At 50.5% G+C, this 20,584-nt stretch carries 24 protein-coding genes; 15 read left to right on the top strand and 9 right to left on the bottom strand.

All coding sequences use genetic code 11. The annotated features are described in order from the left end of the window. The first annotated feature begins 52 nt into the window (after positions 1 to 52). A complete protein-coding gene (locus Q8O77_RS03165) occupies positions 53 to 661 on the top strand; it encodes an FMN-dependent NADH-azoreductase (protein ID WP_305551420.1) in 609 nt (202 codons plus the stop codon). Positions 662 to 685: 24 nt separating this feature from the next. After that, positions 686 to 1,165: a carboxymuconolactone decarboxylase family protein gene (locus Q8O77_RS03160; RefSeq protein ID WP_305551419.1), complete on the top strand. Its 480-nt coding sequence runs from the start codon at positions 686 to 688 to the stop codon at positions 1,163 to 1,165. Between the two features lie 45 nt (positions 1,166 to 1,210). Here Q8O77_RS03160 and Q8O77_RS03155 read toward each other — a convergent pair whose 3' ends face one another. Then, a complete protein-coding gene (locus Q8O77_RS03155; RefSeq protein ID WP_305551418.1) occupies positions 1,211 to 2,035 on the bottom strand; it encodes an SMP-30/gluconolactonase/LRE family protein in 825 nt (274 codons plus the stop codon). Between the two features lie 222 nt (positions 2,036 to 2,257). Here Q8O77_RS03155 and Q8O77_RS03150 point away from each other — a divergent pair, with 222 nt between their 5' ends. Beyond that, positions 2,258 to 2,701 carry a hypothetical protein gene (locus tag Q8O77_RS03150; protein WP_305551417.1) on the top strand — a complete coding sequence of 148 codons (444 nt, stop codon included), beginning with the start codon at positions 2,258 to 2,260 and terminating at the stop codon, positions 2,699 to 2,701. A gap of 51 nt (positions 2,702 to 2,752) precedes the next feature. On the opposite strand, the gene Q8O77_RS03145 is transcribed toward Q8O77_RS03150, so the two are convergent. The 4 genes from Q8O77_RS03145 to Q8O77_RS03130 all read right to left on the bottom strand — a co-directional run bounded on the left by Q8O77_RS03145 (position 2,753) and on the right by Q8O77_RS03130 (position 4,953). Next, positions 2,753 to 3,499: a class I SAM-dependent methyltransferase gene (locus tag Q8O77_RS03145; protein ID WP_305551416.1), complete on the bottom strand. Its 747-nt coding sequence runs from the start codon at positions 3,497 to 3,499 to the stop codon at positions 2,753 to 2,755. An 86-nt stretch (positions 3,500 to 3,585) separates the two neighbouring features. Then, the gene (locus tag Q8O77_RS03140; protein ID WP_305551415.1) at positions 3,586 to 3,993 is read right to left on the bottom strand and encodes a glutathione S-transferase N-terminal domain-containing protein; all 408 of its coding nucleotides are present in this window, start codon (positions 3,991 to 3,993) and stop codon (positions 3,586 to 3,588) included. Positions 3,994 to 4,117: 124 nt separating this feature from the next. Then, on the bottom strand, positions 4,118 to 4,522 hold the full coding sequence (rnk, locus tag Q8O77_RS03135; RefSeq protein ID WP_305551414.1) for a nucleoside diphosphate kinase regulator: 405 nt from the start codon (positions 4,520 to 4,522) through the stop codon (positions 4,118 to 4,120). 11 nt (positions 4,523 to 4,533) lie between these two features. Beyond that, positions 4,534 to 4,953, bottom strand: coding sequence for a GreA/GreB family elongation factor (locus Q8O77_RS03130; protein WP_305551413.1), 420 nt, complete (start codon positions 4,951 to 4,953; stop codon positions 4,534 to 4,536). 356 nt (positions 4,954 to 5,309) lie between these two features. On the opposite strand from Q8O77_RS03130, the gene Q8O77_RS03125 reads away from it, so the two are divergent. The 5 genes from Q8O77_RS03125 to Q8O77_RS03105 all read left to right on the top strand — a co-directional run bounded on the left by Q8O77_RS03125 (position 5,310) and on the right by Q8O77_RS03105 (position 11,504). After that, positions 5,310 to 6,026: an ABC transporter substrate-binding protein gene (locus Q8O77_RS03125; RefSeq protein WP_305551412.1), complete on the top strand. Its 717-nt coding sequence runs from the start codon at positions 5,310 to 5,312 to the stop codon at positions 6,024 to 6,026. Between the two features lie 138 nt (positions 6,027 to 6,164). Then, a complete protein-coding gene (locus tag Q8O77_RS03120) occupies positions 6,165 to 6,743 on the top strand; it encodes an OmpA family protein (protein ID WP_305551411.1) in 579 nt (192 codons plus the stop codon). A 178-nt stretch (positions 6,744 to 6,921) separates the two neighbouring features. Then, positions 6,922 to 9,189, top strand: a complete 2,268-nt coding sequence (locus Q8O77_RS03115; protein ID WP_305551410.1) for a PAS domain S-box protein — start codon at positions 6,922 to 6,924, stop codon at positions 9,187 to 9,189. A 32-nt stretch (positions 9,190 to 9,221) separates the two neighbouring features. Further along, positions 9,222 to 10,274 carry an aldo/keto reductase gene (locus Q8O77_RS03110; protein WP_305551409.1) on the top strand — a complete coding sequence of 351 codons (1,053 nt, stop codon included), beginning with the start codon at positions 9,222 to 9,224 and terminating at the stop codon, positions 10,272 to 10,274. Between the two features lie 126 nt (positions 10,275 to 10,400). Further along, positions 10,401 to 11,504: an endonuclease/exonuclease/phosphatase family protein gene (locus tag Q8O77_RS03105; protein ID WP_305551408.1), complete on the top strand. Its 1,104-nt coding sequence runs from the start codon at positions 10,401 to 10,403 to the stop codon at positions 11,502 to 11,504. A gap of 32 nt (positions 11,505 to 11,536) precedes the next feature. Here Q8O77_RS03105 and Q8O77_RS03100 read toward each other — a convergent pair whose 3' ends face one another. The 3 genes from Q8O77_RS03100 to Q8O77_RS03090 all read right to left on the bottom strand — a co-directional run bounded on the left by Q8O77_RS03100 (position 11,537) and on the right by Q8O77_RS03090 (position 14,736). Next, positions 11,537 to 11,989, bottom strand: a complete 453-nt coding sequence (locus Q8O77_RS03100) for a PA2169 family four-helix-bundle protein (protein WP_305551407.1) — start codon at positions 11,987 to 11,989, stop codon at positions 11,537 to 11,539. Positions 11,990 to 12,322: 333 nt separating this feature from the next. Next, the gene (gene dinF, locus Q8O77_RS03095) at positions 12,323 to 13,645 is read right to left on the bottom strand and encodes an MATE family efflux transporter DinF (RefSeq protein WP_305551406.1); all 1,323 of its coding nucleotides are present in this window, start codon (positions 13,643 to 13,645) and stop codon (positions 12,323 to 12,325) included. Between the two features lie 128 nt (positions 13,646 to 13,773). Further along, entirely contained in the window at positions 13,774 to 14,736 is a 963-nt protein-coding gene (locus Q8O77_RS03090; protein WP_305551405.1) for a LysR family transcriptional regulator, read from the bottom strand. A 161-nt stretch (positions 14,737 to 14,897) separates the two neighbouring features. Between Q8O77_RS03090 and Q8O77_RS03085 the strand changes: the two genes are divergently transcribed. Genes Q8O77_RS03085 through Q8O77_RS03065 form a run of 5 tightly spaced genes read left to right on the top strand, consistent with a single transcriptional unit; the run spans position 14,898 to position 17,694 of the window. Further along, a complete protein-coding gene (locus Q8O77_RS03085; protein ID WP_305551404.1) occupies positions 14,898 to 16,142 on the top strand; it encodes an MFS transporter in 1,245 nt (414 codons plus the stop codon). Next, on the top strand, positions 16,139 to 16,711 hold the full coding sequence (locus tag Q8O77_RS03080) for a hypothetical protein (RefSeq protein ID WP_305551403.1): 573 nt from the start codon (positions 16,139 to 16,141) through the stop codon (positions 16,709 to 16,711). The genes Q8O77_RS03085 and Q8O77_RS03080 overlap by 4 nt, the downstream gene beginning before the upstream one ends. Continuing rightward, on the top strand, positions 16,701 to 16,850 hold the full coding sequence (locus Q8O77_RS03075) for a hypothetical protein (RefSeq protein ID WP_305551402.1): 150 nt from the start codon (positions 16,701 to 16,703) through the stop codon (positions 16,848 to 16,850). The genes Q8O77_RS03080 and Q8O77_RS03075 overlap by 11 nt, the downstream gene beginning before the upstream one ends. A 9-nt stretch (positions 16,851 to 16,859) precedes the next feature. Then, complete coding sequence (locus tag Q8O77_RS03070; protein ID WP_305551401.1) at positions 16,860 to 17,102, top strand: hypothetical protein; 243 nt, start codon at positions 16,860 to 16,862, stop codon at positions 17,100 to 17,102. Continuing rightward, complete coding sequence (locus Q8O77_RS03065) at positions 17,095 to 17,694, top strand: SCO family protein (protein WP_305551400.1); 600 nt, start codon at positions 17,095 to 17,097, stop codon at positions 17,692 to 17,694. The genes Q8O77_RS03070 and Q8O77_RS03065 overlap by 8 nt, the downstream gene beginning before the upstream one ends. 56 nt (positions 17,695 to 17,750) lie before the next feature. Here Q8O77_RS03065 and Q8O77_RS03060 read toward each other — a convergent pair whose 3' ends face one another. Continuing rightward, positions 17,751 to 18,695 carry an alpha/beta fold hydrolase gene (locus Q8O77_RS03060; protein WP_305551399.1) on the bottom strand — a complete coding sequence of 315 codons (945 nt, stop codon included), beginning with the start codon at positions 18,693 to 18,695 and terminating at the stop codon, positions 17,751 to 17,753. A gap of 123 nt (positions 18,696 to 18,818) precedes the next feature. On the opposite strand from Q8O77_RS03060, the gene Q8O77_RS03055 reads away from it, so the two are divergent. Next, positions 18,819 to 19,415: an ABATE domain-containing protein gene (locus Q8O77_RS03055; RefSeq protein ID WP_305551398.1), complete on the top strand. Its 597-nt coding sequence runs from the start codon at positions 18,819 to 18,821 to the stop codon at positions 19,413 to 19,415. Between the two features lie 150 nt (positions 19,416 to 19,565). Further along, positions 19,566 to 20,504, top strand: coding sequence for a thioredoxin family protein (locus Q8O77_RS03050; RefSeq protein WP_305551397.1), 939 nt, complete (start codon positions 19,566 to 19,568; stop codon positions 20,502 to 20,504). The last annotated feature ends 80 nt before the right edge of the window (positions 20,505 to 20,584 follow it).

Below are 20,584 nucleotides of genomic sequence, written 5' to 3'. Positions count from 1 at the left end.
ATCAGAACAACACAGTAAGCCGAAATTAGTCGCGGCTTTGCCAGGAGAATGTATGAAACTGTTGCATATTAAGGTAAGCCCGAACTTAACCGGCTCTGCGTCCAGAATTGTCGCCAGCCACCTGCTGGCTAAATTACAACAGCGCTACCCGGCATTAACTGAAACAGTGCTGGATTTGGCACAGCAGCCGCTGCCGCATCTGGATGCGTTAACGGTTAGTGCCTTTTTGACCAAACCTGAATTGCGAACAGAAGCACAACTAAAAGCTGCAGCGTTGTCTGAGCAACTGGTTGATCAGCTACTGGCACACGATACGCTGCTTATTTCATCGCCGATGTGGAACCTGGGCCTGCCATCTGTATTAAAAGCCTGGTTTGACCATATTACCCGTGCTGGGCGCACCTTTGCCTTTACTGCAGAAGGCGAAAAAGTCGGCCTGGTAAGCAATAAACAGGTATTAGTGGTGATGGCCAATGGCACGCCGCTACTTGGCCGGCCCACCGAAGCAGACGACCAGTTTACTCCTTATATGACAACGGCTTTGCGCTATATCGGTATTACCGATGTGCGTTTTATCCGGGTAGATGGTACCCATCACCCGCAAACGAGAGCAGCAGCGGTACCTGAAGCCCTGGCTGCGATAGATTTTTTACAACTTTAAACTTAAAACCCTGGAGCTATAACTATGACTGCACGACTGAACCACTTTAAAACCGCACCGGCTTTAACCAAGGCACTGATGGATGCCAGTATGGCAGCGTATAAAACCTCAATTGACCCGTTGATCAAAAGCCTGATCGATATCCGCGCATCGCAGTTAAACGGCTGCGCCTTTTGTCTGGATATGCATATCAAACAGGCAAAAATCAAAGGCGAGCGTGAACTGCGTATTTACCATGTCGCTATCTGGCGTGAATCGCCGCTGTTTAACGCCAAAGAAAAAGCTGCTCTGGCACTGACCGAAGCGCTGACTAAACTGGCAGACACCGGAGTAAGTAATGAGCTGTATCAGGCGACTAAAGAGCATTTCAGCGATGTGGAAATTTCTGAACTGACCTACAGCATCGGCCTGATTAACTTCTGGAACCGGATGCAAATTTTGGCGCTGATGGAACCGGGCTCGCAAGATGCCGCTTTTGGTTTGACGAAAGCCGGTTTGAACTGAGTAAAGGCATGCCAGCGATGTTGGTCGCTGGCATGTATCACAGCATTAATATATCAGCCGGTAAGCCGCCACTGAATTACCGAAAAAAGTCGGTACGTACAGGGTGTTTGTTTTGGCATCCCAGCCGATATCGGCGGTATTGAGTTTTTGCTGCTGCGTGTCCAATATCGGTTCTATCCGGCCATCGGCGTAAACATAGTAGATAATACCGGCCCAGCAGCTAACAATAAAATCACCATTGCCCACAGGCTCCAGACCATCGGCGCGTTGTGAGAAGCCTTTGGCAATTTGCGTTATTTCGCCGTTTTTATCTGCTTTTAGCAGCAAGTCTGCCGCAGCTATGTATAAGTCGCTGCCGATACTCTTTAAACCATTAGCTGCAATAATATCTTCCAACCAGATACTGATAACACCATTGGCATATTTGTATACGCGGTTTTTGCGCGTATCAGAGATATACACCACGCCGTGCTCATCCACGGTAACATCGTTCAGAAACACCGCATCCGGCGCGGGAATTTTTGCGGTTACCCTGGCCGTGGCAATATCAATAATAACCAGCTCGGTAAGATCTGCCACATAGAGTTTGCCTTGGTATTGTGCCAAACCTTTAGGGGCATTTAAGCCGCGTAACCAGTTATGCTCACGCATGGTGCCATCGGTATTGAGCAGGGCTACACCACCTTCGCCATCGGCGGCATTACCTTCACCATCAATTTCAGACACAAATAAAAATTTATCGTCTTGCTGCTTATACACCAATACTGACTCGGGCACGCGGAAGCCGTCGGTTTGCCACAGCAGTTCCAGTTGTGGTTTAGCCAATGTTGGCAGGCTAACCATTAAAGCAAGCATTAGCATTATTCGCATCTGTTAGTCTCCTTAGGGTATTTAGCGCCAGAGTAACGCTTAGGTGGTGTACTGACGAGAAAATCCTGGCTTTTTTTGCCGTATGCTGTGGTTTTTCCATATCTGAAATAGCCAGATATCTCTGGCGCTGCAATTATCAGCGGTCATAAATTATATTTTGTTGTTAATTTAGAGTCGGGTATATTATTTGCCGTCTATAAACAATACCGGAAAGGACTCAGCGTGTTCAGAATATTTGGCCTGTTACTAACATTGGTTTTTCTGCAGGGATGTAACGTCGCAAACGAGATAGAAACCCTGAGTGACAACACCGGGCAAGAGCTGGTATGGACTTTTACTCAGTTTAACGTGCCTGAAGAGGGCGGTAATATAGAATCTTATTACTACTTTGCTGAAATATCAAAGCCGTTGTTGGAGAAAATCAACAGCAATGAGGTGACCAAAGGTTTTATCTATTTGCAAAATGTCCACTACTGGGGTTCGGACGATGTTATTTATGCGTTTAAAGATAAAGAGAATGCTGGCAGTATCATGTTCCGCATAGAAGATATCCGCAAACTGAAAACGCTGAATAGTGCTCCTGTTATTGGACAGGGTATTGAGCAGTATGCTGAAGAAGTTGTAGAGCAGCTAAAAGACCTTGATCCGGCCAATGCGCAAGGGTAATGCGAATAAATTAACCAGGCTATTAAGTTAAAGCCAAAAGCGTTTCAGTTATCAGCGTTTTACACAAACAAACAGCGCATTGCCGGAGGTAGTATCCCAGGGTGCTATCTTGTCGTAGTCGTGCGCCAGCATATGCACTTCAAAATAAGGGCTTAACAGCGCCTGCAGTTGGGCAAAGCTGATGGCAACCATGGGGTGTTCATCCTGCCATTGCTGAGTATTGCCGGCGCTGGTTTTGGCGATACGCAATTTAAGCGCTTGTTGCTCGCCCACGCCACTGTAGTGCCACAGCGATTCAAACACAAAGTGGCTATTATCGTGCGTGGTGCTGTGGCGTACGGCGCTGTGGTTACAAATTTTATCTTTATCTACCGCATTAAAACAGAATATGCCGCCCGGGTTTAGCGCGTTAAATACGCTGGCAATACACTGTTTTAGCTGAGCTATGCTGGCGCTGTAATGAATGGAATATAAAAAGCAGCTGATTAAATCAACCGGCTTATCCAGCGCAAAGCTACACATATTTTGCAGCATAAAATGGGCTTGCGGGCAGCGGGCCTTTGCTAAGTCCAGCATCGGTTGGTTTAAGTCCAGCCCGCTGCTGTGGTAGCCATAGTCGATAAAATGGCGAATGTGCGGGCCGGTGCCACAGGCTAAATCGAGGTGGGTTTTGCCGCCGTTACCCAGCAATTGATGCAGCCGGTGCACGGTATTGCTTTGCGCCGGGTAGTTGATGTCGCAGCACATTAAATCATAATAGCCGGATAAATCCGTGTATAACGCATTGGACGACATCATCGCTGTTTACTGCCCGCGCAAATTAAGGTGGCGCATTTTATAGCAGTTAAGCCGTTTTGCGAAGCAGGATTAGTTAGTAAAGCCTGCTACTGCGCTGCGTTTAACGTCTGCGCAAAACGCTGCTGCAAATAAGCAATAATATCAGCTGACTCATACAACCACTGCACCTCGCCGCCGGCTGTTTCAATCCGCAGGCAGGGCACCTTTATCTTGCCGCCGGCAGTTTCAAGCTCGCTACGGTATTGCTGATTATGCTGCGCATCGCGCTTGCTGATATTAAGCCCCAGCCGTGCCATTTCTTTGCGTACTTTAATGCAAAACGGGCAGGCGCGAAATTGATACAGTGCCAGTTGGCTGCACGCCGTATCCACGGCAGTTTGCTCTGTTGCACTGCGCACTATGGCTTTTGGTGTGCTGAGCTTTTCTGCCAACAGCATAAAAGGGGTTAAGATCAGGCGAACTAAGCGGAAAAATAAACGAATAAACACACGCATATACTACTCTGTTGGTTGAAGTTTATATTGGTTAATACGGCAATAACGGCGTTAGTGTAACATTACGGCAGCCACTTCGCCTATGCTGCGGCTACTGCTAAGCCGGTAACCGCAGCATTGCCCATCAGCGATGATAAGCACCCTCGCGCTCAGGTTGATACACCACCTCTTCCACTGTAATGGTCGACATATCGCCGCCCGGCAACGGCCAGTTAATGCTGTCGCCGGTTTTTAAGCCAAGTAACGCGCAGCCTACCGGCGCCAGCACCGAAATGTTATTGCCGCTTTGCGGCAAATCTTTTGGATATACCAGTGTCAGAGTGCTGGTTTTGCCGCTGGCAAGGCGAAAACGCACCGTGGAATTCATACTGATCACATTGGCCGGCAGCTGCTCCGGCGTTACTACGTTGGCACGCTCCAGCTCCTGGCTTAAGGTATCATAGCCAATGCTGTCTGCACTCAGGCTGCTGAGTAAGGCATCCAGCCGATCATAATCGGTAGTGGACAGGGTGATATCAGGTGTTGTCATTGCGGGCTCCTTTATTCGCCGTGTGTAATAGAGTGTGTAATAGAGTGTTTAACATTAAGTACTGTCAGTACGCGAAAGCGCAGGCGGCAACCTAACAGCTGCAGGCTAAACTCATTGTCAGCAGTTTTACCCGGCAAGGCACAGCCAAGTGGCGACAGCAACGAAATGCGGCCCTTGTGATAATCAGCATGTGCCGGGTTAACCAATTGCAGCCAGCCACATTCGCCGGTGTCAATATTTTGCAGTTCAACCGTACTGCCCGGGCGGATACAGCCGCTGTTACTCAGCCGGCTTTGGCTTTTGTCATCGGCAACAACATGCAGCATATGGCTTAATTGCAGCGCGGTCAGCGGAAATAATTGCCGGCAGGCCAGCATGGCAATAATACCGGCAACAGTCTTGTTCGACTGTTTGGGATAACAGAAATACATTACAGCTCCGGTTTACAGAGACAAAAATGGTTAGGGTGATCAGCAGGTGTCAGCCGGTTTCGCGCAGGGCAAAACCGGCCTAAGAATGGCAGGCGATAGCGATATTATGCGGGCAGTAAACTTTGCGGTTTAGCGCCTCAGGCTTAAGAGATGTTTGCATAACGCAACCATAATGCATTAGCTGCAGAACTGCAATATCATTGCCCGCAGACAAGGTAAGCTGAGGCTTTATTGTTTGACCGCGCCGGGTACCACAAAGGAACATTATTGCGTAAACCGGCATTGTGAACGATATTTAACCGTTAGTAGATCCGTGGTTTTAAGCGTTACTAATAATTTATACAGGATTGTGGTAAATGAAGCTGTTTCTGCTTTGTGTTTTGCTGTGTTTGAGCAGTGCGCTTTGTAGCGCTGAGGTAAAGCCGCTGCGTATAGCGATACCGGATTACCCGCCTTATACCGCGTTGGCGCAGGGGGAGTTCAGCGGACCGGGTTATGATGCCTTTGTTGCCATTATGGCGGAAGCTGGGCTCGAATACCGGCTGACCCCGGTACCGAATTTTGGCCGTGCTTTGCTTGATATGCAAAACCAACTTATCGACGTATTTTTTCTGGCAACTGAAAACGCTGAACGCAGCCATGTGGCACGGTTTTCTGCGCCGGTGATTATTACAGACTGGAGCTGGGTGTGGTTAAAAGAACACCACGCTCTGGAGCCTGGCAGCACTAAGTTTAAGCAAAATGCGTTAGTGTCAGCGCAAATGAACAGCAATATTTTCTCCTGGTTAGAGCAACAAAACTATAAAATTACCGCCGGTACTAACGACATTCACGGATTATTCAATTTACTGGATTTTAACCGCGTAGACGCCATTATGTTGCCGTCCGGCGTAGCCCGCGCGCTTATCGCCAGACAAAAGTTAGATGCGGCACGCTACAACATCCAACAAGAAGTAAGCTTGCCGTTTGGTTTTTATATCAGCAACAGTTATCTGGCGGCGCAGCCGGATATTTTACAACGGCTAAATAAGGCTATTGCCGTATTTCACAGCAAAACGGCAGTGGCTGAATAGCTATGCCGGCCAGTAGTATGATCAATTAATCTGTTGTGAATTTTTATTTTGCTATTGTTAAGTTAAGGTGTTTATTTGATCAAATAAAAGCTTTAAAGTGTGTGGCATTATTTAACATTGAATCGCGGAGTATCAATTTTGCGCACTTTATCGCTCTCTACTGCAGTTCTTGCTGCTTTACTTTCTACCGGTTGCGTCAGTACTTCAAACAACGGCAGCGCTGCAGATACTGCAGCGGTTAATGCCGAAAGCGCCAAAGCACAAACGCTGTTTGCCGCCAGATTGCAACCTGCAGCCGGCGTAGTTACCTCGACGCAGGCAGATAATCAGGTTAAGGTATCCTTTCCGGGCGTTACCGCGTTTTCGCATGATGGCGCCAGGTTAAGTGATGAGCTGCAACGTCAGCTAACTGCCGTAGTAGAATCATTAAAGGGTATTGATTATCAGCAAGTTACAGTGCTTGGGCATACCGACAGCTCCGGTCAGTTGGCGTATAACAACAAGTTATCGCAACAACGTGCAAATCAGGTAATGACCTTTTTACAGCAACAGGGCCTGACAACAGCACAACTGGCTGCTGAAGGGCGAGGCCCGGCAGAGCCGATCGCCGATAACAACACTGCGCAAGGCCGTGCAGCTAACCGTCGTGTTGAACTGCTGGTCCGTTTTGAGAACGACACTGCCAGCCCCACTGATGCCGCGGTGTCGGCAAACTAGCCTTACTGTATGCGCCTGAACCAGCCAACCCTGAACACCAGGGCTAAGCTGTTCAGGCTGCGACGCAGTGCATTACTGTGAGGCTGATATTAGCCGGCTATTTTACGTTTTACGCTGCAAACAGCAGCGACAATTGCTATGCTGCGCTCAGTTAAGAGAAAACTTATGAAGTATGCAGATGGCAGCGGTACCCTCTGATTTACCACTTAGTGAAACGTCAAAACTTAACGCCATTATTGAAGTCGGTAATATTGCTACCTGGCAGTGGTGTATTCAAACCGGCGGCGTAGTGCTAAACGCCCGCTGTGCTGAAATTGCCGGTTACCGGCTGACAGAGTTACAGTCGCTAACGCTTACTACGCTGCAACAATGGCTGCATCCGGATGATGCCGGCGCAGTAAAGCAGGCCTTAGTGCAACATTTCACCACGCAATCTGCCTTATTCAGCGCTCAGCTGCGCCTGCAACACAAAGACGGGCACTGGATCCATGTGCAGTTACGTGGCCGGGTGGTGCAATGGGGTATGCGCAGCAGGCCTTTGCTAATGTGCGGAACCCTGGAAGATATTACCGACCACGACCTGGCAATAACGATGCAGCAACAGCATAAACATACTTATGATTTGTTGATCCGCGCCGGCAATATTGCCGATATCGGTACCTGGGAAGTGACGATGCCAGCTTCGTCGCCACGTTGGGACAGCGTAACCAAGCGTATTCATCAGGTGGATGATACGTTTGAATGTGATACTGCACAGGCTATTTTATTCTACAAGGCCGGTGACAATCGCCGGCGCATAACCAGCTGTTTTGAGGCTGCGCTGCGCTCAGGTACTACCTTTGACGAAGAATTTGAAATTATCACTGCCAAAGGAGAAGAGCGTTGGGTGCGCTCTATCGGTATTCCGGAGTTTGAACGCGGCGTTTGTGTCCGTGTATATGGTTTGTTTCAGGATATTACCGGGCAAAAACATGCCTATGCCGCTTTGCAGGATGTCACCACCACGATGAAAAACGTGATGAATGCCGCCTCTGAAGTGGCCATTATCGCCACCGATTGCACAGGTGTTATTACGCTGTTTAACCGCGGAGCTGAATTAATGTTGGGCTACAAGGCGGCCGAGCTAACCGGTAAAAGCACACCGATGCTGTTTCATGATCTCAGTGAAGTGGCCGCCCGGGCTGCCGAGTTGTCTAAGCAGTTGAACTGCGAAGTCACCGGATTTGATATTTTTACCATCTTGCCCAAGCTGCATGGTAAAGAAAGCCGGCGCTGGATATATCGCTGCAAGCATGGCTCTGAGCTTTGGGTGCAACTGGTAATAACGCCAATGTATGACAGCAAAAGCCGGTTAAGCGGTTACCTTGGCATAGCGCGTGACATTACCATGCAGGAACACACCAGTTTTGAGCTGCAGCAGTTTTTTGATTTGTCCCAAAACCTGATGTGTATTACTAATCGTGCCGGTTACTTTGAGCGGGTGAATAAAGCCTTCAGTACCTTGTTGGGTTACAGCGAGCAGGACTTACTGTTAACCCCCTATGCTGAGCTGCTGCATCCGGATGATATAGCAACCACGTCGGCTGAAGTTCAGCGCTTAGAGCACGGTGCCATGTCGTTGGGCTTTATTAACCGGTTGCGGCATAAAAATGGCCATTATATCAGTCTGGAATGGTTTACCACCCCGGACCCGGATACCGGTAAACTGTATGCCACGGCGCAAGATATTACCGGGCGGCAACGGCTGGAGCAAATGAAAAGCGAGTTTGTCTCAACGGTAAGCCACGAGCTGCGCACACCACTGACTGCTATTCGCGGCGCTCTGGGGTTAGTATTATCGGAGCGGCTGGCGCCGTTAGCTGCGCCTCATCAGCATTTACTTAAACTGGCGAATGATAACAGCCAGCGGTTAAGCTTCCTGATTAATGACCTGTTGGATATAGAAAAGCTGGCTGACGGCAAAATGCAGTTTACGCCCGAGGTGGTATCGGTAAAAAGTCTGGTTGAGCAGGCTATTGCCGAAAACCAAACCTACGCGCTTGAAAAGCAGGTGGCTATTGACAGTGATGTGGCACAGCTTAGTCATGACGTGCTGCTGCGGTTGGATCGCTTCCGGTTTTTGCAGGTTATGGCAAACCTGCTGTCCAATGCCATTAAGTTTTCTCCGGCAGCCGGTTTGGTTGAAGTAGAGGTAAAACTCAGCGCTGATTATGTGCGTATCAGTGTGCAGGATAATGGCCCTGGTATAGCGGCGGAATTTACACCGCATATTTTTAAACGGTTTTCTCAAGCCGACGCCAGTGATTCGCGTGCTAAAGGTGGTACCGGGCTTGGTTTGGCGCTGAGTAAAGAACTGGTAGAGGCCATGCAGGGCCAGATTGGCTTTGCGTCCGTTGCCGGACAGGGCGCGTTATTTTTTATTGAGTTTCCATTGCACCGCGTCTGAGGCGGCAATGAAATAACGGAGCAGAAACACAGATGCAATTTTCTCTTTTAGGCAGTAGCAATATAACAGTATCCCGGGTTTGCCTGGGTACTATGACATGGGGTTGTCAGAATACGCAGGCCGATGCTGATGCACAACTGGATTATGCGCTGGCACAGGGGGTAAATTTTATTGATACCGCCGAAATGTACGCCATCCCCCCCACAGCAGACACCTACGGTGCCACCGAGCGGATTATTGGCCACTGGCTAAGCCGTAACAAGCAGCAACGCAGCAATATTGTGCTGGCCAGCAAAATGGCCGGTAGTGGCCTGGCGTATGTGCGCGGCGGTGGCGACATGACTCCGGCGACACTGCTGCAAGCGGTAGATGCTTCGTTAGCCCGGTTACAAACCGATTACCTCGATTTATATCAACTGCACTGGCCTAACCGGGTATCGCCGCATTTTGGTAAACACAGTGTGGGCCGTATTGGCTTTACGCAGGTAAATGCCGCACAACAAACCGAACAAATGCTGGGCTTGTTGCAAGCGCTGGATAGCTGCGTTAAGGCCGGCAAGATCCGCTTTTGCGGCTTGTCTAATGAAACGCCATGGGGCATCAGCCAGTACCTTCGCCTGAGCACAGAGCATAATCTGCCGCGCATGGTGTCAATCCAGAACGAATTCAGCCTGCTACACAGCAAAGACTGGCCCTATTTAATTGAACAGTGTGTGCATGACAATATCGCTTATCTGCCCTGGTCGCCGTTGGCCGGTGGCGCTTTAAGCGGTAAATACCTTGGCGGTGCCAGGCCAAACGGCACGCGCTGGAGCATGCTGCAACGCAATGGCTTGTTTCGCGATACGCCGCAGTCGAACCACGCTATCGCGACCTTTACTGAATTAGCACAAAGCCATAATGTCAGTGCCACTGCGTTGGCGTTGGCGTGGGTTAATCAGGTAGACGGCGTAACGTCGACGATTATCGGCGCCACCAGCATGGCGCAGCTACAGCAAAATATCGCTGCGTTTTCGCTGCAGTTAACCCCGGCCATGCAGGATGATATCGCCGTGTTTTTGCAACAACACAGCTTGCCTTTTTAAGGCGCGGCACAGCTGTACAGTCGGCAAAATGGCCCAATCCACGGTAAAGACAATAGTGCTGTGGTCTTGCCAGTATTGGTGCAATCCGTTAGGGTTAACGACTGATAATTGATAACGGACTACCCGATGCCGGCCAGTTTTGCTGTACTGACTGCAATATTGCTGTTGCTTACCCTTTTACCACTGAGCCGGATTAAACATTGGTTAGTCCGCGGGCTGGACTTTCCCCGTTTACAACTGGCTGTGCTCAGTGCGCTGTTATTACTGATGCAAATTGCGATGCTGGACACCAGCCGGGCCGGCAGCGGGGTTATGCTGTTGCTAACGTTGGTGTGCCTGTTAACGCAGTTGTGGTGGATTTGGCCGTACACCCGGTTGCACCGCACTGAAGTGCCGTTAAGCCAAACCGCAGAGCCCGGATGCGAAACCATTTCAATCTTAACTGCCAATGTACTGATGACCAACCGCAATGCGGCGACCTTAACCGGGTTAATCAAGCAGCATCAGCCGGATGTGCTGGTTACGTTGGAGTCGGATCTGTGGTGGCAACAGCAGCTGGATCAGTTAAGTTCAGGCTATCCATACAGTATTAAATGCCCGCTGGATAATTTGTATGGTATGCACGTGTATTCCCGTTTGCCGCTGCACAACGCAGCTATTCAGTTTCTGGTACAGCCTGATATACCTTCAATGCATGCCGAAGTTGAGCTGCAAAGCGGCCGGCGCGTGGTGGTGCATTTTGTCCATCCGGCGCCGCCGGCGCCAACCGAAAATGAAAGCTCTGCCGAGCGCGATGCAGAACTGCTGGTATTGGCGGTAAGTGTGGCGCAGTGTGATCAGCCGCTTATTGTCAGCGGTGATTTAAATGATGTGGCTTGGTCCGAAACCACGCGTTTGTTTCGTAAAGTTAGTGGTTTACTCGACCCACGCATTGGCCGCGGTATGTTTAACAGTTTTCATGCCGGCTATCCGTTTATACGTTGGCCGCTGGATCACCTGTTTCACAGCAAGCATTTTAGCGTGCAGCAAATACAGCGATTGCCAAATATTGGCTCGGATCACTTTCCGCTACTGATGACGTTATGTTTAGAGGGTAAAACCAGCGCTGAGCAAACCGTAACGCTGGAGGCGGACGATTTGCAATTGCTGTCTGATGATTTGGCAGAGCAGGCGGTAACGCCGGATCAGGTGCACCGGCCGGAAAGAACGACGGGTACACCTGTAGCGTAGTGAGTTAATACCGGGCAGCGAACTGCCGTGGCTTAGTGGTCGCCGGCTTTTTTCAGCGCCCGCATTTCATCGTGGCATTCCTGTATAGTTGCCATAGATTGCAGCAGGGCAGCTTCATACTGCGGCGGCTGTTTATCTTTCAGTGCTATGCGCAGCTCGTCCAGGGTTTTATCTTCTACTTCTTCTAACTGGCTGATATAGGTATGGTCTTTGTCAGAAGACATAGCGCCAATCACCTTGGTATATACTTTACGCGCTTCAACTGAAAAGGCTGAGCCTTCTTCGCGTTTGCCATCTTCCTGCACGGCAAAAGGCTGTAAGCGCTCTTTTACCATGCGCCGTGCATTTAACATGCGGTCAAAAAACTGCGCTAACTGCTGATCGTCAACTTTTTCTTTAGCGTCGGCGTAAAATTCAATACCGCTGTTTAATACCTGAATAATATCGGAGGCATGCTTCATTTCGGGGGTATTTAACTGTGCCATAGTGAGGTTCTCCTTGATAAATAACATTTCAATGGTCACCGATACGACTAAACCGGTGTTGAACACGTCCGGGCAACAGGACAACTATAAAGCTGCAGGTTACAGACCAGGCTGTAAAATTAAGCGTTTACCAACTAAGGTTTTACTTCAAGCTGTTGTTTTTATTTGCTTAAATAAATTAAGTGGTATAGGGGCTGAGAAGCGGCAAGGTTGCAGCGGCTACGCATTACCGGCATTAATTTCATAGTTTTATTAACAACCGCGTAATTTTTACCTCTGCGCTACGCCGGTGCTGTTTATTAAAATAATACCGCCGTACCACGGCGCTGCTTTTTATGAAAATAATACCGTCGCTCCGCGCCGGTATAGGGGCCACGCCAGCGTCAGGCCGCGCAGCAGCATAAATATGCACAATGCCAGCCATAGCGCATGGTTGCCGGCACTTTGTGTAACGGCATAACACAGCCCAAACCCGGAGAATGACAGCAACATACTGTTCCGCATGGTACGGGCTTGAGTAGCACCAATGTAAATGCCATCCAGCAGGTAGCTCCATACCGCCACTAACGGCAGAACAATTAGCCAGGGCAGGTAATACTCTGCAGTATTTTGCACAGCCGAAATAGAGGTCAGCAGGCTGATTAATGCCGGGCCACCCAGCCAAAACAGCAGGCTAAACAGTATGCCCAACAGCAGGCCCCATTGTGCCAAAATGACAAATAAACCCTGTAGTTCGCGCTGGCTTTTTGCTCCCACGGCTTTGCCGGTGCAGGCTTCGGCGGCATAGGCAAAGCCGTCCAGCGCATAAGACACCAGCATCAGGAAAGTAAGCAACACGGCATTGGCTGCCACTACGTTATCGCCAAAGGCCGCGCCACGAAAGGCGATAAACACAAACACCAGTTGCAGGCACAGGCTGCGGATAAAAATGTCACGGTTTAGTGCAAACAAGCGGCCATAGCCGCTAAGCTGTTGCAGCTGTAACAGAGTTACCTTGCCAAGCTGTCGCTGCTGCCACAGCCGGCGTAGTAAATACAGCCCCAGCAGCAAGGTGCTGTAATCGGCAATAACAGACGCTGCTGCCACACCAGCTACGTTCCAGGCTAAAACCGGCACAAAGAGTAAATCCAGTGCGATGTTCAGGCTTTGGTTCCACAGCAACAGCCACATAGGGTAGCGGGCATTGTGCAGGCCTAAAAACCAGCCCAGCAGTACCATATTCAACAGCGCCGCCGGTGCACTCCAGATACGGATCTGAAAATAAACACCGGCTTGCTCCAGCACATCGCTGCCGGCATTGCTGAACAACTGCACCAGCGGCATAACAAGCGGATGCAGCAGTAACAGCAACAGGGCTAACGATAACGCTACCAGCCCGGCCTGCAACAGGCTGTTGCGGATGGCGTTGGCATCTTCTGCACCAAACGCCTGCGCTGTTAAGCCGGTAGTGCTCATGCGCAAAAAGCCCAGCAGTAAAAACAGCAGACTGATAAGGCTGCTACCCAGTGCCACGCCACCCAAATACCAGGCATGCTCCAGGTGACCCACCACGGCGGTGTCCACCAGGGATAGCAGCGGAATAGTCAGGTTAGAGGCAATCATCGGCAGGGCAATTAACAGCACCTGCTTTTGTTCAGGCCGGAAGAAATTTAGCAAAGCGTGTGTATCATCAAGCAGTTATCAGTGCTTTGTATACTAACATAGCCAGAGAAGGCGTGTTGCCGGATTAAGGGGCATGTTTTGCTTTTTCGGGGCAGCAAAGCAAGCCCGGGAAAGTGCATATTTTAGCGGCAGAATTTAATCAGCGCCGGCCAGTTTTCCGCCCAGGTATGGTTAGCACTCTCCCCGGCCGACTCTAAATATGCGCTGATAAATTGAATAAACACCCTGACCCTGGCCGGTAAATACTCGCGTTTGGCATAAATGGCAAACACGCCGTTATCAGCTTGTGGCGGCCGGTAATAAGGGTACAGCGATACCAGGGCGCCGCTTTGTAAGCCCTGTTTTGCCAGAAAGTGCGGCAACTGCGCAAAGCCCAAACCATGGTCGCACATCAATGCCATGGCTTCGCCATCATCGGTGATATGGCTGCGCTCAAGCTCATAGGGTTGGTATTCGCCGCTATGGTCCGGCAGAAAAACCGGCTGTAGCTGTTGGGTCTGTTTAATGCGAAAACCAATCCAGCTATGGTGCTGAAAATCGTCGGCACAACGCGGCGTGCCCCGTGCCGCTAAATACTGCGGTGATGCACAAATAAGAAAATCCATCGGGCTTAACCGCCGCGCCACTAAACGGCTGTCTTTTACAAAGCCGGTGCGCAGGGCGATATCAATGTCGTTATCAATAATATCAACGTGCAAGTCATTGATCTCAAGTGCCAGCTTAATGGCCGGATAACGCTGACAAAAAGCCTGCAACAGCGGCAAAACATAGAGGTGGCCGTAGCAGGCAGCCGAACTGATACGCAAAGTGCCGCAGGGAGAATCGTTCAGCTGCTTCAGCTCGTGCTCGCAGGCGCTGAGGTCTTGCATCATCTTGCGCACCGTATCGGCGTAGCGTTGCCCTGCTGTGGTAATGCTTAACCGGCGGGTAGAGCGTTGAAACAGCGTCAACTTCAGCTCTGCTTCCAACCGGCTAATGGCTTTGCTAACCGTGGAGGGATCGGTGTTACAGCTTTTTGCTGCAGCGGCAAAGCTGCCGGCATCACAGGTGGCTAAAAATATATCTAATAAACGCAGTTTATCCATAAGCTGTAGTTCCCGGTTAAGCCGCCTTGCGCTGTGGGCTCAAGATAACATGAAAATTGATGAATAGTATTCATGACTGATAGGGCGGCGCGGCTATTTTTTCCCACTTTTCAGCGGCATAACATGGCATCACCAATGGCAAACCGCTTTTTGAGTGAGGAATGATGTTGCAGCACCTTGATTTAACAAAACCCCCCGCTAATCACCCGTTAATCTACTTTTTGCTTGCCTTTATCGCCATGGCCGGATTGTCTTACATTAACTTTCTGCCGGGTGTCGTGAATGCCCTGGCAGGCGGTATCGGTTTTACAGAGGTTGAAGCCGGCCAAATTGTTGCGCTAAACGGTTACGGCGCTTTGCTTGGCAGCGCTATCGCTATTTTTTTAGTGCGCCGTCTGCAGTGGCAGCCGGTCATGTTGGCATTTTTAGCGCTGCTAACCCTGATTGACGTCAGCACCCTATGGATTCAGAGCTACAGCGTTATGCTGGGGTGGCGCTTTTTCGCCGGGGTTGCCGGCGGGCTGAGTGTCGGTATGGCTTTTTCCGTGTTGGCCAGGCTGGACAACCCCGACCGCGCCTTCGGCACCCTGTTATTGCTGCAGTTTAGTATTGGTTCGCTGGTTATTTACCTGCTGCCGGCGCTGGAACAGCTTAGCAATGCTTATGCGGTTTTTTATGTGATGGCCGCTATTGCTGCGTCAAGCCTGGTTTTTATGCTGTGTTTACCGGCCCTGGCGTTAAGCCGCGGTTCAACTGCACGGCTAACGGCGTTGGCTGCAGAGCCCGGGGGCAGGGCGTATCGCAAGGCGCTGTTATTGCTGTTGGCCATTATGGTTTATCAAATAGCGGCCAGTGCTATTTGGGCTTATGTCGGGCTTATTGGGTTGGCGGCCAATATTGCCACCGATAGTGTTAATACCTATATCGCGCTAACGGGTTTGACCGGGCTGGCCGGAGCCATGCTGCCGGTAGTGACCGGCCGGCGTTTTGGCCGGTTACATTTTTTGTTGGCACTCAGTGCGCTGTCGGTCATTGCGGCGCTGCTGCTTAACTATTCCCAACACAGCCTGCTGTATGTTGTGGCCATGGCGTTACTGTTTTTTTGCTGGCCGGCAGTGCTGTCTTATCTGTTAGCGGTAAGCGCGCAAACCGACAGCAGTGGCAGGCTGTCTGCTATTGCTGCGCTGGTATCTTCTGTGGGGTTGGCGACGGGGCCCTTGTTCGCGGCCGGCCTGCTGGATAACGGCAACTTTTCCCTGATGCTGTACGCTTGTGCGCTGCTTTTCTTATTCAGCTGCTTGTTGTTGGTTAAGCCGGTGCTGGCACAGGAGAGGCCGCAGCCGGCTTTGCGCCCATCACAACCGCCGCTGCAAGCCGGCGCTAATGACTTAAGGTGCCCGAAATGATGCGATATGTGCTGAACAAAATGCTGCTCAGGCTGCAAAACCGTTACAACTACGACGTGCGCTATCAGCAGGACTTACTGCAAACAGATTTAGCCGCTTTTTTAAAGTTTATGGCGTTTCAGAGTATGTCATCTCATCAGGGGAATTTAGCGGCCGCGCCACTATATGCTGCCAGACTGCGGGCGATCATTTTTGAAGACTGCGGGCCCTGCACGCAACTGGTGGTAAATATGGCGCTGGAAGCTGGGGTAAGTGCGGCTATGCTGCGCGCCATTATTGAACACGACTTAAATCAGCTGCCGGAGGATATCGCCCTGGTGGTGCAATTTACTGAGCTGGTGTTGGCGCACCAGCCAGAGGCGGATCTGTTGCGTGAAAAAATACTGGCGTTATGGGGTAGCAAAGGGCTTATGGCTATTGGTTTTGCTATCAGCTCTTATCGGGTGTATCCGGCGCTGAAATACGCGCTGGGCTACGGTAAGGCCTGCAGCCGCATTCAGCTAAACGATGCCAGCCTTGTACCCAACCGCGCCGCCGTTGTTGCAGCGGAGGCGGCAAATGTTGAATAAATTGCCCGGCCCCGCCGCGTTATTGCTTGGCCTGGCGGCGCTGGTTAACGGCAGCTTTATGACCATAGCACCGGAAACCTGGTATTGGCTGGTACCGGGCGTGCCCGACCGCGGGCCTTTTAACCAGCATTTTCTGTGAGATATTGGCATGAACTATCTGCTGATAGGCGCCGCCTTTGTATATGGCGCGTTGTATCGCAAGCAGCGCTTCATACTGTGGTCAATACCAACGGCCTGGCTGGTAGCACATGCTGTGTTTCATGTCTGGGAAGTGCTGGTAGGGATCTGTGTGCCACAATCGCTGATTGACGATTTCGCCGGTGTAACCTTGCCGGCGTTAGTTGCGCTGAGTTTGTTGTATGCCGATGCTAAGGAGCAGCCTGATGCATAAAGCCATTATTGCCCTGTTATTGTTGGTCTTGGGCGCAGTAGCGGGGGCTTTACCGGCTTTTTTGGTCCCCAAGCCCAATCAGCCGGCCACAATAGAGTGGTTAACCACACCACGCAGCCTGGCCAATTTCAGCCTTAATACTGTGCAGGGCGAATTCACCAACCAGGCGCTGCCGGGCCGCTGGACCATAGTGTGGTTCGGCTTTTTGCATTGTGCCGATATTTGCCCAACAGCTTTAATGCAAATGGCAACATTAGCTGATGCGTTGGCTGACGATGAGCGCCTTGCCAACAACAAGGTGACTTATGTTTTTGTTTCGGTAGACCCAAACCGGGATTCAATTACTGAAATCCACCAATTTGTCAGCTACTTTAACGCGGCATTTCTCGGTGTCAGCGCAAGCGAAACACAGCTGGCGCAATTCGCCGCCGGTTTGGGCGTGCAATTTAGCGTTAACGCAAATAAAGAGAGTTACAGCGTTGCCCATTCCGTTAGCTTTGCCATCATCGACCCGGCCGGTAAGTTTCGCGGCCGCTTCCGGCCGGGCTTTGATGCACAAGGCGTAGCCAAAGAGCTGCTGGCCGCGTTTTAGCAAGCTTTCTGCTTTGTTATACAAATTCTAAACGGCAAGGCCCGCCGTCGCCGCGGTTATTCGGTTTTGGCTTTAATGCTCTGCTGCAAAAACTGCAGCATCTGTGTGGCGATTTCATTGCCATGAGTTTCAATGGCGAAGTGGCCGGTGTTAAGGAACTGTACCTCAGCGTTTGGGTTATCACGTTTAAAGGCATTGGCGCCTGCCGGCAAAAAGAACGGGTCTTTTTCGCCCCAGATTGCCAGTAGCGGTGGCTGGTAACGGCGAAAATAGTCGTGCAGCTGGCTGTACTGCTTAATATTGTTGCCATAGTCGACTAACAAATCCAGCTGTGCGTCCACGCCAATACGCTCTATTGCGGCGTGGGCCAATTGATAGGTTTCAGGCGCAATCAGCGAGGTATCTGTAACGCCCTCGGTGTACTGCCATTTCAGCATGTCAGCGTTATTAAAGCGGCGCAGTGCTGCACGGTTTTCTGCCGTAGGACTAGCCCAGGCTTTTTGCATATCAGCCCAGCCGGCACTTAAGCCTTCTTCGTAGCCATTGCCGTTCTGGCTGACTATGGCGGTGATTTTTTGCGGGTTATTTACTGCCAGGCGCCAGCCTACAGGGGCACCGTAATCGAACACGTACAGGGCATAGCGGTCCAGCTTTTTCGCCACTGTGAAGGCATCAATAACAGCAGCCAGATTGTCGAAGCTGTAGCTAAAGTTGACGTCGCTGTTAACCGTAGTTTGGCCAAAACCCGGCAAGTCCGGCGCGATAACATGGTATTTCGTTGCCAGTTGCGGTATCAGCTGACGAAACATATACGACGAGGCACCAAAACCATGCAGCAGCAACACTGTAGGTGCCTGTACCGAACCGGCTTCGCGGTAAAACACATTCACACCTTGTATATCGATGCTCTGGTGGTGCACCTGTGGTGGATTATCTGCACTGTTGGCATACAAAGAGGTGGTTAAGCTTGCTGCGGCAAGCAGCATTTTGGGCGTTGTCATGATAGCTCCGTATAGTTTGGCTTGAGATGAATTTAGTAACCATTAAAGCTGTAGTTTAGTGGTTATGGTGCAAGTTTGGCGTACTTGTGCTAACCTGTCAAATTAATTTTTAGAGGTTACTGTATGGCTGCTTCTGCAAAACCGCACGACGACAACCTGAATGCTGCACCTATGCTGGGTGATCACCTTGCGATGGACTTGCTCAATACCGAAGCGCGTAACGATGACAAGACGATTGAATACTGGCACAGCGATGCAGATGTGTTGCGCTGGCTGGCACAACACAACATTTTTCCGGCCGCAGGGGGCGGCGCATTCGCTGTGGGTGAATTGCTGGCGCAGGCCAAAACACTGCGCAGCCTTGCCAAAGGCTTAATTAGCGCGTTTAAAGCAGGAAAGTTGCAGGATATCAGTGGTTTAAATGAGTATTTGCATGCGTACCACAGTGTGCTGCATTTAGCGCGCGACAATGACGGCAAGCTGGTGTTAAGCCGCATAGCCAGCGGCGCAACGATAGCGTCGCTGCTGGGGCCGGTAGCAGAAGCCGTGGCGCAGTTGTTAGTTGAAGCGAATGTTGAGTTGGTTAAACAGTGCGAACACCCGGACTGTATTTTGTGGTTTTATGATCGCACTAAAGCGCACAAGCGGCGCTGGTGCAGTATGGCGCTATGTGGCAACCGTTATAAAGCAGCGCAGTTCAGAAAAAGAAGCAGCAGTTAATCCGACCGGCGGCGATATGGGTTTAAAAACTTACTTTGCTGCAATGCCTGTCCCAATAACAGCTGTTCTCCTAATAGTTGTCGCAATTTTACAATACGCGGCATAACGCCGCAGTTAGCATCTTTAGCGTCAAATAAAAAGGAGTTAAAAATGTCTAAGTTTGCCTGCTTGCTAGTGTTTTCCTGGCTGCTGATTTTTTGCCAGGGGTTTATTCAGCCTGCCATTGCGGCATCAGCCGATTTAAAGCTGATTGAACTGGAAACATTTCCGGCTGCGTCAGCCATAAACCTGAGCACATTAGCGGCGGATAAACCGCTGTATATCAAACTTTGGGCCACCTGGTGCCAGCCCTGTATCGAACAAATGCCGCATTTTCAGGCGTTATATCAAGCTTATGGTGACAAGGTAAATTTTGTTGCGGTAAACATTGATATCAACGAGAAAGCAGAAGAAATCGCTGCTGTTATACAACGCTTTGGTTTAACCATGCCGGTTTGGCTGGATACCAGCGGCCAGCTTGCCGGCACCCTGGGCTTAGTGGGCACGCCCTATTCAGTGTTACTGAATAGCGCCGGTCAGCAGGTGTATAGCAGCCATGAATCTGACAAAGCACTGGATGGTCTGGTGCAGCGCCTGGCACAAGGGCAGCAATTACCGGTGGCAAGTTCAGACAATATCAGCAGTGCCGAGCAACAACGTTTCACAGCGCCGTATCTGCAAGGCGAGCATTACCTGTTTTTTACTGCTACCTGGTGTGACTGGTATCTGGCTGAATCACGGCCCGCTATGGCTGCGCATTGCAAAACTGCGCAACAAGGGCTTAATGCCTTAGCTGCCAAAGCAACAGACGCCGGCTGGATGGGCATTGTTAATCATCTGTGGACCGACGATAGCGCCCTTGCGGAGTTTAACGCGCAGTACAAGATGGCAATCCCGTTCAACATTGACAGCCAGGGCGTGTTGTTTCAGCACTTTAATGTGCGCAATATCCCGGCGTTGTTAAAAGTAAAAGACGGCATGGTATTAACCGAAATCAGCGATTTTACTGATCCTGCCGCCGTGTTGCAGCAGTTAAAACAAGCAAAATAAGCCAGATTAAAGCCGGGCAGTTTAAGCCAGCCCGGTTATGAGCAGCCGCATGCAGATGTTTTCCGGGTACTGTGGTACAT

Source organism: Rheinheimera sp. (genome assembly GCF_030690345.1).
Classification (GTDB): domain Bacteria; phylum Pseudomonadota; class Gammaproteobacteria; order Enterobacterales; family Alteromonadaceae; genus Alishewanella.
The sequence above is the reverse complement of the archived record's forward strand: the minus strand, read 5'-3'. Positions and strand labels throughout refer to the sequence as shown.